Source organism: Halobacterium sp. CBA1132, assembly GCF_001485535.1.
Taxonomy (GTDB): Archaea; Halobacteriota; Halobacteria; order Halobacteriales; family Halobacteriaceae; genus Halobacterium.
In genome coordinates this window covers 983,175-997,948 of sequence record NZ_BCMZ01000001.1, presented here as the reverse complement: position 1 = coordinate 997,948, position 14,774 = coordinate 983,175, and the positions used below count along the sequence as shown (strand labels likewise).

10 protein-coding genes are annotated in these 14,774 nt (G+C 68.5%); 7 read left to right on the top strand and 3 right to left on the bottom strand.

The window, feature by feature from the left end:
- The first annotated feature begins 1 nt into the window (after nucleotide 1).
- From AVZ66_RS05225 to AVZ66_RS05210, 4 genes are read left to right on the top strand one after another with little or no spacing between them, the layout of a single operon-like run.
- Nucleotides 2–1,156, top strand: a complete 1,155-nt coding sequence (locus tag AVZ66_RS05225; protein ID WP_058982480.1) for an extracellular solute-binding protein — start codon at nucleotides 2–4, stop codon at nucleotides 1,154–1,156.
- A complete protein-coding gene (locus AVZ66_RS05220) occupies nucleotides 1,157–2,764 on the top strand; it encodes an iron ABC transporter permease (protein WP_058982478.1) in 1,608 nt (535 codons plus the stop codon). It begins immediately after the preceding gene.
- Complete coding sequence (locus tag AVZ66_RS05215; protein ID WP_058982476.1) at nucleotides 2,757–3,887, top strand: ABC transporter ATP-binding protein; 1,131 nt, start codon at nucleotides 2,757–2,759, stop codon at nucleotides 3,885–3,887. Before AVZ66_RS05220 ends, AVZ66_RS05215 begins: the two co-directional genes overlap by 8 nt.
- Complete coding sequence (locus AVZ66_RS05210) at nucleotides 3,884–5,926, top strand: glycosyltransferase family 39 protein (RefSeq protein ID WP_058982474.1); 2,043 nt, start codon at nucleotides 3,884–3,886, stop codon at nucleotides 5,924–5,926. The genes AVZ66_RS05215 and AVZ66_RS05210 overlap by 4 nt, the downstream gene beginning before the upstream one ends.
- A 1-nt stretch (nucleotide 5,927) precedes the next feature.
- Here AVZ66_RS05210 and AVZ66_RS05205 read toward each other — a convergent pair whose 3' ends face one another.
- Nucleotides 5,928–6,245 (bottom strand): hypothetical protein, encoded by a 318-nt coding sequence (locus AVZ66_RS05205; RefSeq protein WP_058982472.1) that lies wholly within the window; start codon nucleotides 6,243–6,245, stop codon nucleotides 5,928–5,930.
- A 75-nt stretch (nucleotides 6,246–6,320) separates the two neighbouring features.
- On the bottom strand, nucleotides 6,321–7,028 hold the full coding sequence (locus tag AVZ66_RS05200) for a dolichyl-phosphate hexose transferase (RefSeq protein ID WP_058982469.1): 708 nt from the start codon (nucleotides 7,026–7,028) through the stop codon (nucleotides 6,321–6,323).
- A 112-nt stretch (nucleotides 7,029–7,140) separates the two neighbouring features.
- On the opposite strand from AVZ66_RS05200, the gene AVZ66_RS05195 reads away from it, so the two are divergent.
- Both AVZ66_RS05195 and AVZ66_RS05190 read left to right on the top strand, forming a co-directional pair.
- Nucleotides 7,141–7,737, top strand: a complete 597-nt coding sequence (locus AVZ66_RS05195; protein ID WP_058982468.1) for a response regulator — start codon at nucleotides 7,141–7,143, stop codon at nucleotides 7,735–7,737.
- Complete coding sequence (locus AVZ66_RS05190; RefSeq protein WP_058982466.1) at nucleotides 7,727–10,045, top strand: GAF domain-containing protein; 2,319 nt, start codon at nucleotides 7,727–7,729, stop codon at nucleotides 10,043–10,045. Before AVZ66_RS05195 ends, AVZ66_RS05190 begins: the two co-directional genes overlap by 11 nt.
- On the opposite strand, the gene kynU is transcribed toward AVZ66_RS05190, so the two are convergent.
- Nucleotides 10,046–11,317, bottom strand: coding sequence for a kynureninase (gene kynU / locus AVZ66_RS05185; RefSeq protein ID WP_058982464.1), 1,272 nt, complete (start codon nucleotides 11,315–11,317; stop codon nucleotides 10,046–10,048).
- A gap of 245 nt (nucleotides 11,318–11,562) precedes the next feature.
- Here kynU and AVZ66_RS05180 point away from each other — a divergent pair, with 245 nt between their 5' ends.
- On the top strand, nucleotides 11,563–14,751 hold the full coding sequence (locus AVZ66_RS05180; RefSeq protein ID WP_058982462.1) for a methyl-accepting chemotaxis protein: 3,189 nt from the start codon (nucleotides 11,563–11,565) through the stop codon (nucleotides 14,749–14,751).
- Nucleotides 14,752–14,774 lie beyond the last annotated feature (23 nt).

Sequence of the window (14,774 nt, the reverse complement as noted above, 5' to 3'; positions counted from 1 at the left end):
CATGAGAGAGCGACAGAGTCAGACGCGTCGGCGCTTCCTCGCGGCGGCGGGCGTAGCTTCGACGACCGCACTCGCCGGCTGTTCGGGTATCCTCGGCAGTGGCGGCAGCGACAGTGACGACCGGCCGACGCTCGCGGACTTCCGCGGCTCCGGCGAAATCGTCTCCGACCGACCCGTCCCCGGCGGCACCTCCATCGAGGACCTCCCGGACCTCGAAGGCGAACTCTCCATCTACCTCGGCGGCGGCGAAGGCGGCCGCTACACCACGCTCATCGACCTGCTCGACCAGTACTACGACGGCTTCACGGCGTCCACGCAGACGCAGCCCTCCTCCCAGCTCGCGAACGTCATCGTCGACGAATACGAGAGCGGGACCACGCAGGCCGACGTGTTCTGGTCCGTCGACGCCGGCTCGCTGGCGTACGTCGCGGAGAACGGCGCGACCCTCGAGCTGTCCAGCAACGCCCGCTCGATGGTCGGCGACGACCGATTCGTCACCGACCAGTGGGCGGGCGTCGCCGGCCGGTCGCGCGCGGTTCCGTACAACACCAATCAGTTCAGCGCCGACGAGATTCCCACCAGCGTCGACGAAATCGCGACCGCCGACCGCTTCACCGAGTCCATCGGGTGGGCGCCCACCTACGGCGCGTTCCACGGGTTCGTCACCGCGATGCGCCAACTCCGCGGCGACGACGGCACCCGCGAGTGGCTGAACAACATGCTCGAACAGAACCCCGCGCGCTACGGCAGCGAGTACGCCGCCGTCTCGCAGGGCATCGCGAACGGCGAAGTCGGCCTCGGGCTCACGAACCACTACTACCCGATTCTCGTGTTCGCGAACAGCCCCGACGCCCCCCTCGACCTCGCGTTCACCGAGAACGACGCCGGCGCGTTCGTCAACACCGCGGGCGCCAGCGTCCTCGACGGCGCCAGCGACGCCGACCTCGCGGACCTGTTCGTTCGCCACCTGCTCTCCGCGGAAGCACAGGAGTTCCTCGCCACCCGCGGGTTCGCGTTCCCGATGATAGACGGCGTCGAGCCCGTCGGCCCGCTGCCCACCATCGAGGAACTGTCGCCGCCGGAGTTGGACCTCCAGTCGCTGTCGGACGTCCAACCCACCATCGAACTGCTGGAGGACGTCGGCATCCTCTCGTAGATGGCGGCCAGCGAGCGCCTCGCACGCCTCCGAGACGCGGTCGGTGGCGACGACGAGCCGGGGCTCTCGCTCGCCGTGCTCGCCGGCGCCGTCGCCGCGTTCGTCTCCCTGCCGCTGGTCGGCCTGCTCGTTCGCGCGTCGAACTACGGGTTCGGCCACCTCTTCGGCCTCCTCACGCAGACCGGCAGCCTCGACGTGCTCGCCAACAGCCTCGTGCTCGTGTTCTGGGTGACACTGGGTTGTGTGCTCATCGGGGTCCCGTTGGCCGTCCTCACGGTCCAAACCGACCTTCCGGGGCGGCGATTCTGGACCGTCGTCGCCGCGCTCCCGCTGGTCGTCCCCAGCTACATCGGCGCGTTCACGTTCGCCTCCGCGTTCGGCCCCCAGGGCGACCTCGCGGACGCGCTCGCGCCGCTGGGCGTCGAACGCATCCCCGCCATCTACGGGCTCCACGGCACCGCGCTCGTGTTGATTCTGTTCACGTACCCCTACGTCTTCCTCACCACGCGGGCCGCGCTGCTGTCCTTCGACGGCACGCTCGTGGAAGCCGCGCGCACCCTCAACCACTCGCGCTGGGAAGCGTTCAAGCGCGTCACCGTCCCCCAGATTCTGCCCGGCGTCACCGCCGGCGCGCTGCTGGCGGCGCTGTACGCGCTCTCTGACTTCGGGACGCCCTCCATCATGCGCTACGAGGTGTTCACCCAGCAGATATACATCGCCCAGCGCAGCCTCGGCGTCCCCGAGGGCTACCCCGCGTTGCTCTCGCTGCAACTGCTGGCGGTGGTCGCCGTCGTGCTCGCGCTCGAATCCCGCATCGGCGAGGGCGACGCGTCCTACGTCTCCCGTGGCTCCCGCCAGCCCGGCCGCATCACGCTCGGCGTCTGGAAGTGGCCCGCGATGGCGTTCTGTGCGGCCGTCGCGGTGCTCTCGCTGGGCGTGCCGCTGGGCGTGCTCGCGTGGTGGTTCGAGCAGGCCGGCGCCGCGGTCTTCGATTTCGAACCCGTGGTCGCGTGGAACTCCCTCAAAGTCGCCGTCGCCGCCGCCCTCGTCGCGTCCCTGCTGGCGCTGCCCGTCGCCGGATACGCCGCGCGCTCCTCGTCGCTGTTCTCGACGCTGACCGACCGACTGACGTACGTCGGCTACGCGATTCCCGGCGTCGTCGTCGGGCTCGCACTGCTGTACCTCTCCACGGAGTTCACCCAGTCGCTGTACAAGACCGTGCCGCTGCTCGTGTTCGCGTACGTCGTGCGCTTCCTCCCGCAGGCAGTCGGCACGGTGCGCTCGTCGGTCCTCCAGGTCGACCCGAAACTCACGGAGGCCGCGCGCACGCTCGGCCGGTCGCCGTTCGGCGCGTTCCGGAAGGTGACGCTGCCGCTCATCGCGCCCGGCGTCGCCGCCGGCGCTGCCTTGGTCTTCCTCACGACGATGAAGGAACTCCCGGCGACACTGATGCTCAGTCCGATAGGCTTTGAAACCCTCGTCTCCTACATCTGGCTCGTCAGAGGGGCCGGCTCGTACGGCGCGGCCGCGATACCCGCGCTCGTGCTCGTGGGCGTGTCCGCGCTCTCGATGGTCGTCATCCTCGCACAGGAACGATACAATGGCTGACAGCGAACTCACGACGAACGCGACGGTCGACTCCGACGCCGACGGACCGACCGACGCCGCCGACGCGGTGCTCGAACTCGACGCCGTGACCAAGGAGTACGGCTCCGAGACCGCGGTCACGGACCTCTCGCTGTCCGTCCGCGACGGCGAACTCCTCACACTCCTGGGACCGTCGGGCTGCGGGAAGACGACGACGCTGCGCATGCTCGCCGGCCTCGAACGCCCCAGTGAGGGCGTCATCTCGCTGGGTGACGAGACGGTCGCGGGGCCGTCGACGTTCGTGGAGGCCGAGTCGCGGGGCGTCGGCATCGTCTTTCAGGACTTCGCGCTGTTCCCGCACCTCTCGGTCCGGGAGAACGTCGCGTTCGGACTCACCGACCGCGACGGCGACGCCGCCGACGAGCGCGTCGACGACCTGCTCGACCTCGTGGACATGCCCGGGATGGGCGACCGCTCGCCCGACCAGCTCTCGGGCGGCCAACAGCAGCGCGTCGCGCTCGCGCGCAGTCTCGCGCCCGAACCCGACATCCTCCTGTTGGACGAGCCGTTCTCGAATCTGGACGTCCGCCTGCGCGTGGAGATGCGCGAGGAGGTCCGGCGCATCCTCAAGGAGGCCGGCGTCACCGCCGTCTCCGTCACCCACGACCAGGAGGAAGCGCTCTCCATCTCGGACCGCGTCGCGGTGCTCAACGACGGCCAACTCGAACAGGTCGGCGACCCCGAAGAGGTGTTCGAGCACCCCGAGTCGCGGTTCGTCGCGTCCTTCCTCGGACAGGCGGGGTTCCTCTCCGCGCGCGTCGGCGGCGACACCGTCGACACGTCCATCGGGAGCTACGACCGGACGCTGTTGAAGGGGTTGGCCGACGGCTACGCCGGCGCGATGGTCGACGTGCTCGTGCGACCGGACGACCTCCGCGCCGTCCCCGACAACGAGGCCAACGCCAACGGCACCATCGTCCGCCGACAGTACACCGGACCGTCGTTCATCTACCACGTCGAACTGGACAACGGCGACGTCGTGCGCTGCCTGCACAACCACGCCGAGGACATGGCCGTCGGCGAACCCGTCACCGTCGACCTCGTCGCCGACCACTCGCTGGCGTGGTACCCCAAGCAAGGATGACGGGCGGGCGCATCCGCCAACTCGTCTCTCACGCCCGCGGCAGTCGCCTTTTCACGCCAGCAGTACTCGCGGTCGTCGCCGCGCTCGCGGCGTACGCGCTCTCCGTTACCGTCTTTCCGTACCACTCCACGAACCACGACGAAGCCGTCTACCTCCAGCAGGCCGCGATGCTGCTGGACGGCAAACTGTTCCTCCACCCGCCCGTCGAGGGCTCGTTCCGCCCGTGGTTCTTCGTGGACTCGCCGCGCGGCCTCTATTCGAAGTACGCGCCCGTCACCGCCGCCGTCTACGCGCTCGGCGAACTCGCCGGGAGCTACCGGTACGCGCTCCCCGCCGTCGCCGCCGCCAACGTCGCCCTGCTCTACGGCGTCGTCCGCAACGCCTTCGACCACCGGACGGGGCTGCTCGCAGCCGTCGTCCTGCTGTGCTCACCGCTGTTCGCCGTGCAGTCGGCGGTCTTCCTGCCGTACGCGCCGACGACGATGCTGAACCTCGCGTTCGCGCTCGCGTACTTCCGCGCCGAACGCACCGGGAGCACTCGGTGGGCGGCCGTCGCGGGCGCGTCGGTCGGCCTCGCGTTCTTCTCGCGTCCCTACACGGCCGTCCTGTTCGCGACGCCGTTCATCCTGCACGCCGTCTGGACGCTCCGCGGGCCACTCCGCGAACGCCGTTTCTCCGAACTGTTCCGCCGGCGCGTCGCGACCGCCGCGTTCGGTCTCTGTGGGGTCGCCGTCGCGCTCGCGTACAACGCCGTCGTCACGGGCGACCCGCTGGTGTTCCCGTATCAGGCGTTCGCGCCGCTGGACGGCCTCGGCTTCGGCCGCCGCGAGATACTGAACCACGAGATTCAGTACACCGTCGAGGTGGCGCTGCGCGCGAACGCGAGCGTCCTCGAACAGTTCGTCACCGAGTGGGCGCCGTTCGGCGCGCTCGGCGTGCCGCTGGCGGCCGTCGGCGCGTACGCCACCCATCGTCGGGGTTGGACGTGGCAGCAAGCCGTCCTCGCGGGCGTCGCGGTCAGCGTCGTCGTCGGGAACGTCTACTTCTGGGGGAACTTCAACATCCTCGGGGACATCGACGACCCGAACGGCCTGATTACGACGCTCGGGCCGTACTACCACTTCGACCTGCTCGTCCCCGTGAGCGCGTTCGCCGGCGCCGGCCTGCTCGCGGGCGCCGAGCGCGTCCGCGACGCCGCCGCGAGCCGGCTCTCCACGAACCGCGCGCTCGCAGCGGCGCTGGCCGTCCTGCTCGTCGCGAGCGCGGTTCTCGGAGGCGTCGCGGCGTCCGCGACGGCCGAGCAAGTCCGGGACAACGCCGAACTCACCGACCACTACGAGGCCGCCTACGAGCCGTTCGAGCCGCGGCCGCCCGCGAACAGCGTCGTCTTCCTCCCGGACCCGTACGGCGACTGGCTGAACCACCCGTTCCAGCCGCTGCGCAACGACCCGGGCTTCGACGGCCGGACCGTCTACGCGCTCGACGAGCGCCCGCTCGCCGTCGCCGACGAGTACCCGGACCGCACGCTCTACCGGTACGTCTACCGCGGGTCGTGGTCGCCGTACGGCGGCGACCCGGTCGACCCCGACCTCCGGCGAATTCAGGTCGCGGGCGGCGAGTCGCTGACCGTGGACACGGAGTTGGGGCTGCCGTCGTGGACGCAGACGGTGACGCTCACGCTGACGGCGGGCGACGAGGAGACGTACGTCACGGTCACGCCACGGAACGCGTCGAGTGCGAACGTCTCGCTCGCGGTCTCGAACGGACGCGTGCGACTATCTTCCGGGAGCGAGAACGCGTCGGTGCCGCTCGGTGAAGCGGCCAGCGTCGTACTCGACGCGCACGTCGACGGCGGCTACGGCGCCGGGTTCGCGTACCGCGTCCGGTTCCCCGTCCAGCGGACCGACGACGGCTACCGGACGATGACGCCATATCGAGAACTCTGCACGGACTTGCGGAACTGCGAGGGCGCCGCCGCGTACGTGCCCGGCGTCGGGCCGGACGGCGCCTACGTGAACGCGTCGGTGAGAAGCGAGTGAGTCAGTACTTCGCCTGCCGCTCGGTGAGTCGGTACTGGTCGACCACGCCGGTCAACACGACGACAGCGCCGACGACGGCCGTGACGATGGCGAACAGCCACCCGAACCAGTAGGCGATGGCGACGAGCTGGAGGGCTTCCGGGGCGACCAGCACGGAGCGCGCGGCCACCGCGAGACCGAGCCACGCCGCGTAGAAGACCGCGAGCTTCCACGCCACCGGCAGCCACGTGCCGACGTGGCGGTCGACGACCGCGTACGCCTTCCCGAGTCCGACCGCGTCCTCCCCGGCGACGCCGCGAGTTTCAGTAATCCGAGACATGCTATAACTACGCAGCCGAGTAGCTTATACTCTCGCCCCGTTCGGCGAGAGTTCGAAAAGACAGTTATCGTATGGTTACGCGAGCAGGCCGCGAAGGCGTTCCTCGCCGCAGACTTTCAGAATCGAGCCCACGATTTCGGCGCCGCCGGACAGCGGGTCGAGTTTCGTCTCGCCGAGGCGTTCGTCGTACTCGATTGGGACTTCGAGGACGTCGTAGCCCCGGCAGAGCGGGCGAACGAGCAGTTCCGCGGAGAGGCCGGTGTTCTGCGTCCAGTCGATGTTCTCGATGACCTCGCGGCGGTACGCGCGCATCCCCGTGGTGGTGTCGTGGACGCGCTCGCCGACGAGTAGGGACGCGATAGCGGCGAACGCGGCGTTCCCGAGGCGATTGACCGCGGGCATCTCGTCGGCGCCCCAGTAGAGGCGGTCGCCGCTGACGACGTCGTAGCCCTCGTTGACGTACGCGAGGAAGTCCGGGATGCGCTCCATCGGGTAGGTGTCGTCGCAGTCGGTCGTAATCGCGACCCCGGTGTCGGCCTCGTACAGCGCCGAGCGGACGGCGACGCCGTAGCCCAGCGGTTCCTGTTCGACGACGCGGGCGCCGTGGTCGCGAGCGATTTCGGGCGTGCGGTCGTCGGAACTGTCGACGCAGACGACGTCCGCGCGGCCGTCGGTGGCGTCGGCGATGTCTTCGAGGACGGTCGCGATTGCGGCTTCCTCGTTGTACGTTCCCATGACGACGGTGACGTCGTCGAGCGTGTACGGCCCGTCGGATTCTGACATGGATGCCGGTAGAACGCCGCGTTATTTTAGGCTTGCCAAAACCACAGGGCACCAACAAGTGATAAATAGGTACACGTCGAAGGTCCGGCAGACCCGCGGTGTGCGGAAAACTATGACAGGGGAAGGCACAGACGATTCGGACGCCGGCGAGGCCACAGTGTTGGTCGTCGACGACGAAGAGGGACTCGCCGACCTCTACGCAATCTGGCTGCGCGACGAGTACGACGTCGAAACCGCCTACGACGGCGAAGCAGCGCTGGAAGCGCTCAGCGAGGCCGTCGACGTCGTCCTGTTGGACCGGCAGATGCCGGGCCTCTCCGGCGACGACATCCTCGAAACCATCCGCGAGCGCGGCCTCGACTGCCGCGTCGCGATGGTGACCGCCGTCGAACCCGAACTCGACATCGTCGACCTCGGGTTCGACGACTACCTCCGCAAACCCATCGACCGCGAGACGCTCCGCGAGACCGTCGACCGACTGCTCAGCCGCTCGACGTACGACGAGACGGTCCAGCAGTACTTCGCGGCCGCTCGCAAGCACGCGCTGCTGACCGAATCCAACGACCCGAGCGTCACCGACTCCGAGGAGTTCGAAGCGCTCGAAGACCGCCTCGGCGACCTCCGCAGCCAACTCGACGCCGTCGTCGAGGACTTCGACGACGACGACTACGAGGTCCTGTTCCGCCGGCTCTCCGTCGATGACGAGTGACCGCGACCACCGCAGCGCCCTCCTCGCGTACGCGACGGAAGTCGCCAGCGCCGACGACGTGGACGCGGTCTACGACGCTATGGCCGACGCCGCCGAAGCCGCCTTCGACTTCTCCTCGGCCGTCGTCGAGACCGAAGACGACGGCGTTCTCGCCGTGCGGTCGTGGAGCGGCCGCGCGCCGAGTGTCGGCGGCATCGCCGCTGACGAGGGCATCGCCGGAGCCACGTATCGCACCGGCGACCCCCAGTTAGTCGAAGACGTCCGCGAGGACGCGCGCGTCTCGGACCCGCCAGCGGACGCGCCGCGGTCCGTCATCAGCGTCCCCATCGGCGACATCGGCGTCTTCCAAGCGGGGATGGACGAACCAACCGGTTTCGACGGCGAGGACGTCGAACTCGCGGAGTTGCTCGCGTCCCACGCCTATCAGGCCGTCGAGCGAATCCGCTCGCAGCGCGAACTCCGCGAGAGCGAGGCGCGCTTCCGCGACCTCTTCGAGCAGAACGACGACGCGCTCGTCCTCTACGACGTCACCGCCGACGGCGACACCGAAATCAGACTCGTCAACGACGCCGCCGAGCGCGTCCTCGGCGCCGGCGAGGACGCCCTTCGCGGAGCGTCGCTGGTCGGATTCTTCGACGCGCACCCCGAGCAGTTCGTCCCCGGGAACGGCGCGAAAATCTTCGAGACGGAACTGCCCGACGACGACCGTATCTTCGAAATTACGGTGAAGCCGTTCCGCCACCGGGACGGCCTCGACGCGTTCGCCGCCATCAGCGACGTGACCGAACAGCGCCACCGCGAACACACGCTCACCGGCCTCCACGACGCCACTCGCCGGATGCTCGTCGAGGACGACCCCGACGATATCGCGGCGGTCATCGTGGAAGCCGCGAACGACCTCCTCGACCTCCCGTACGTGGGCGTGTTCTACGCCGCCGACGACGCCGACGAACTCCGTCCGGCGTCCGTCTCCGACCCCGTGACCGGGGACACGCCGCCGACGTTCGAGCGCGGCGAGAGCCTCGCGTGGGCGGTCTACGAGTCCGGCGAACCCGAGACGTTCAGAGACGTTCAAGACCACCCCGACGTCCACAACCCCGAGACGGTGATTCGCGAGGAAATCATCCATCCGCTCGGCGACCACGGCGTCCTGATGATCGGCGCGACCGAGGTCGGGAGCTTCGACAGCACCGACCACGACCTCCTGCGCGTGCTCGCGACGAACGCCGAAGCCGCCCTCGACCGCGCCGAGCGCGTCCGCCAACTCCGCCGGAGGGAAGCCGACCTGCGCCGCGAACACAGCCGGCTCGCGGCGCTGTTCGAGAACGTCCCGAGTCCCACTGCGAGCTTCGTCGTGGAGGACGACGACCCAATCGTCCGCGCGGTCAACCCCGCCTTCGAGGACGTGTTCGGCTACACCGAGGCGGAACTCGTCGGGGAGAACATCGACGAGTACATCATCCCCGCCGACGGCCAAGCGGAGGCCGACGAGTACAACCAGAAGCTCTTCGACGGACAGAACATCAACGTCGAAGTCCGCCGCGAGACCGCCAGCGGGCCGCGGGACTTCCTGCTTGACGTCGTGCCGTTCCGCCTCGACGAGCCGAACATCCACGGCTACGCGATGTACACGGACATCACCGACCGGAAGCAACACGAGCGGGAACTCCAGCGGCAGAACGACCGCTTGGAGGAGTTCGCGAGCATCGTCAGCCACGACCTCCGCAACCCCCTGAACGTCGCCCGCGGCTACCTCGAATTGGCCGCCGAGAGCGGCGACGACGAGTATTTCGACCGCATGGACGAGTCGCTGGACCGGATGCACGAAATCATCGAGAGCGTGCTCGCGCTCGCGCGCCACGGCCGCAGCCTCGACGACGTGCGCGCGCTCTCGGTGTCGGACGCCGCCGCCGACGCGTGGCGGAACGTCGACACCGCGGACGCGACGCTGGCGGTCACCGACGACGTCACGCTCAGCGCCGACTCGTCGCGGTTCACGTCGCTGCTGGAGAACCTCTTCCGCAATGCTGTGGAGCACGGCTCGACGGGGCCCCGGAACGAGGACGGTCCGGGCGTAACCGTCTCTGTCGGTCCGTTGGACGGCGAGGCGGGCTTCTTCGTCGAGGACGACGGCTGCGGCATCGACGCGGAGCGCCGCGAGCACGTCTTCGAGTACGGCGAGACGGGGGCCGACGACGGTACCGGGTTCGGGCTCGCCATCGTCAAGAGCATCGCGGACGCCCACGGCTGGGATGTCTCGGTCACAAGCGGTGAGGATGGCGGCGCGCGCTTCGAGTTCCGGACGTAGTCAGGTCACTTGTTCGTCGCCGTCGCCGTACGCGTGGTGGGCGTCGGCGTCCAGAATTTCGCGAATCTCGTCGACGGCGAGCCACACGTCCTCGAAGCCGACGTAGTACGGGGAGGGCGCGACGCGCACGACGTTCGGCGGCCGGAAGTCCACGACGACGCCGCGGTCCCGGAGCGCGCGGCTCAGTTTCCCGGCCTCGGGGTGTTCGACGGCGACGTGGCCGCCGCGGCGTTCGGCTTCGCGGGGCGTGCCGACGGCGCACTCGGGGAGGCGTTCGTCGACGAGGCTGACGAGGTAGCGCGTCAACTCGATTGAGCGGTCGCGGAGCGCGCCGATGCCGGCGGCTTCGGTGACGTCGAGCGCGCCGAACAGCGGCGCCGCGGCGAACACCGGGACGGTCCCGATTTGGTAGGCTGCGGCGCCGCGTGCGGGGTCGAACTCGGCGGCGAGGTCGAACTGGGTGTCGTCGGCGTTCCCCCACCATCCCGCCATCGACGGCCGCAAGCCGAAGTGGTCCTCGTGGACGTAGAGGCCGCCGATTGCGCCCGGGCCGGCGTTGAGGTACTTGTAGCTACACCACACCGCGAAGTCCACGCCGTCGAAGTGGAGGTCGTGGTCGACGACGCCGACGGAGTGCGCGAGGTCGAACCCCGCGAACGCGTCGTGAACGTGGGCGACGTCGACGATGCCTTCGACGTCGAGCAGTTGCCCGCTCCGGTACAGCACCGACGGCATGAACACGATAGCGGTGTCGTCAGTCACGGCGTCCGCGATTTCCTCGACCGCTATCGTGCGGCCGTCCTCGCTCTCGACGACGACGAGGTTGTCGGCGGGGTCGAGGCCGCGCGCACGCAACTGGGAGCGAATCGCGTAGTGGTCCGTCGGGAAGTCGAGTTCGTTGACGACGACTTCGGTGCCGTCGGCGGCGTCGAGGAACGTGCCGACGAGCGCGTGGATGTTCACCGTCGTGGCGTTGGCGGCGACGCACTCGGCCGGCTTCGCGCCGACGATGCCGGCGAGCCGGTCGCCGAGGCGCTCGCCGTAGTCGAACCACGGCGGCTCGGCCTCCGTCCACCCCTCGATACCTAACTGCTTCCACTGGTCGACGGCGCGTTCGAGGGCCGCGGCGGCGTCCTGTCCGTGTACGCCGAGACTGTTCCCGTCCACGTAGACGGTGCCATCGGGCACGGAGAATCGCTCGCGGAGTCCCGTCAGCGACGCGTCGGCGTCCCGCATCTGTGCGGCCGCGCGGGACGCGTCGAACTCGTCCATGTCTCGAAATCCGCGTGGAGCGGTATGTACGTTCTGTCGAATCTCTCAGCGAGATGAGATCCGCGGATATCGTGTCGAAAATAAACCACGGTGGTTATCGTACGTAAGAACCCCGCAGAAGGTTTAACTACGGGGTATGGCGACGCGGAGGGTATGGCTGATGTCAGAGGCCGACTCGGAGCCGAATCGACGACCACCGCGAGGACGGCAGCGAGCCCGAGAACCGGCGGGGTGTCTACGAGCGAATGAAGATTCGAACGAAACTCATCGCGCTCTGTCTGATTATCTCGCTGATTCCGGTGTCGGTTGTCGGCGTCGCCGGCCTCCAGAACATGGAGTCCGTCGGGTCGTACGCCCAGTCAGAGAGCACCGCGCAACTCGAAACCCAGATTACCGGGGAACTGAACGGAACGGTACAGTCCCGGCAGAGCGAGTTCGAGAACGTCCTGAGCGTGCGCCGCGTCGACGCCCGGTCGCTGGCGGCGTCCACGCCAGTGCAGAACTACGAGGCGTCCACCGCGGGTGAGATGGAACTCATTCGCGAGCAGAGCCAGCGGCAGGTCGGCCACGTCGCGCTCCAGATGCACAGCACCGTCGAGACGGCGAAACAGCAGATTCTCGACCAGGAGTACGGCGGTGACAGTTGGAGCGAACTCAGCGCGTCCGAACAGGAGACCGTCAAGAGCCAAGTCGAGCAGCGACTGTTCGGCACGGACGGCGACTTCACCGAGCCCAGCGGGACCGCCAGCGACGCGCTCCAGCCGGGGTACATCGGTGACACCGGCTACGCGTACGTGACCGACCTCGACTCCGAAATCGTCGCCCACCACAATCTCGAAGACGGCTTCAACCTGCGCGAGGACGCCGACCTCACGGTCTTCGACGGCATCGAGGAGACGGTCCAGTCCAACGACGCGGTGCGCAGCGGCGATGACTGGGGCGTCGCCGAGTACGGCTGGGAGGACACCACGCAGGAGGGAAACCCCGTCGAGGAGAAGTTCATCGCGTACACGTACTACGAGGACTTCGACTGGGTGCTGGCGCCGAACGTCTACTACTACGAGCTACAGACCGGCGCCGTGGAGAACGCCCGCGAGGGCATCCGCGAGTCGTTCCGTAGCTACCTCGAAACCCGGACCGTCTCCGTGAACGGCGAGGAGCGGGAGGCGTACGACGAAATCGTGCTCGCGAACGAGAACGGGAACGGCGTCGTTCGCGCCCACCGGACCGAAGACGGCACCGTCGCCACCGAGACAGTTGCGGACACGTCGTACGCGGACACCGACTGGTACGCGAACACCGAAGACCTCGCGAACGACGAGATTCACGTCAGCGACGTGCAGACCGTCGACGGCGAGCAAGTCGTGTACATCTCGACCCCGGTCTACTACGACGGCGAGTTCGCCGGCGTGGTCGCGCTCCAGTTCGACTACAGCATCGTCTCGGACCTCGTGACCTCCATCACGGTCGGCGACTCGGGGTACCTGACCATCGTCAACCAAGACGGCACGGTCCTGAGCCACCCCAACGAGTCCGTCGTGCAGTCGGGGGCCTCGGTTACCAGCGAGTCCTTCGGCGGGACGCTCGCCGCGAACGCGGGCGAGACTGTGCTCTCGGGGGACACCGGGATGCAGATGTTCGAGCGGACGACTGCGGACGGGACCGATAGCTACTACGCCGCGTACGCGCCCCTGCAGTTCGGCGACAAGCAGTTGGCGCTGCTCGGCGTCGTCCCCGAAACTGACGTGACGGGGCCGACCGCGGCGCTCGGGAACGCGCTGAACCAGCGCACCGCCGACGCGCGGAACCTCATGCTCGGCCTCATCGCGCTCGCCGCCCTCGGCGTCGTGGCGCTGGGCTACTACGCCGCGCGGTACTTCTCGCAGCCCATCGAGGCAATCCGCGACGAAGCCACCGCGCTCTCGCAGGGCCGCTTCGAGGGCGAGACGGACATCGACGCGCCCGACGACGAGGTGGGCGAACTCGTCGACGCGTTCGACGACATGCGGTCGAACCTCCGCCGGCAGGTCGCCCAACTGCGGGACGTCAGCACGGGCCTCGAACGGGGTGAACTCGACCAAGACGTCGACACCGACCTCCCCGGCGAGTTCGGCGCCATCATGACCGAACTCGACGGCGGCATCGACCGTCTGCAGGCCGGCTTCGGCGAGATTCGCACCACCAGCCGCCGGATTCGGGAGGGCGAACTCGACCAAGACGTCGACACCGACCTCCCCGGTGAGTACGGCGCCGTGCTCGCCGACCTCGACGCGGGCGTCGTCCAGCTCTCGGAGAGCTTCGACCAACTGGGCGAGGTCAGCCGACAGCTACGGGACGGTGACCTCGACCAAGACATCGACACCGACCTGCCCGGACAGTACGGGGACGTGATGGTGGACCTCGAAGCCGGCGTCGAGGAACTCGAAGCCAGCCTCGCGGAAGTCCGTGACGTCGCTAACAAGTTCGCGGAGCTGAGCGACGAGACCGCCGCCAGCGCCGAGGAAATCAAGTCCGCGAGCCAGGAGACCGCTCAAGCGGTCGAGGAGATTGCCAGCGGCGCCGACCAGCAGACCGAGCAACTGCAGTCGGTGTCCCAGGAGATGAACGACCTCTCGGCGACCATCGAAGAAGTCGCCTCCTCCTCGGAGGACGTAGTCGCCACGGCCAACGAGGCGGTGGAACTGGCCGACCGCGGCCGCGAGCAGGCCGCGGACGCGACCGACGAGATCTCCGCCATCGAGTCCGAGGCCGACCAAGCCGTCGAGCAAGTCGAAGAACTCGACGACCGCATCACGGAAATCAACGAGATTGTCGGCCTCATCACGGACATCGCCGAGCAGACGAACCTGCTCGCGCTGAACGCGTCCATCGAGGCCGCGCGCGCCGGCGAAGCCGGCGAAGGCTTCGCGGTCGTCGCGGACGAAATCAAGACGCTGGCGGCGCAAGCCGGCGACGCCACCGATGAGGTGGAGTCGCTCATCGACGAGATTCAGGACAGCACCGACGACACCGTCGAGGACATGCAGTCGATGCAACACCGCGTCGAGACGGGCGCCGAGACCATCGCGGGCGCCATCGAGATGTTCGACGACATCGCGGACGCCGTGACGGACGCGGGCCGCGGCGTCGAGGAGATTTCCGACGCCACGGAGGACCAAGCGGTCTCCACCGAGGAGGTCGTCGCGATGGTCGACGAGGTGTCCGCGGTCAGCGAGGAGTCCGCCGCCGAGGCGAGCAACGTCTCCGCCGCGACCGAAGAGCAGACCGCGGCCATCGACGAAGTCACGACGAGCATCCAGGGCGTCTCCCAGTCCGCGAAGTCCCTGCAGAAGCTCGTCGGGCAGTTCGAAGTCGCCGACGACAGCGGCACCGCGGGCCGCGACATCGACGCCGAGGCCGCAGCGGGCGGCCGCGAACAGGCGACAGACGACTGAGCGCGCTCCGATGCGGCCGCGAG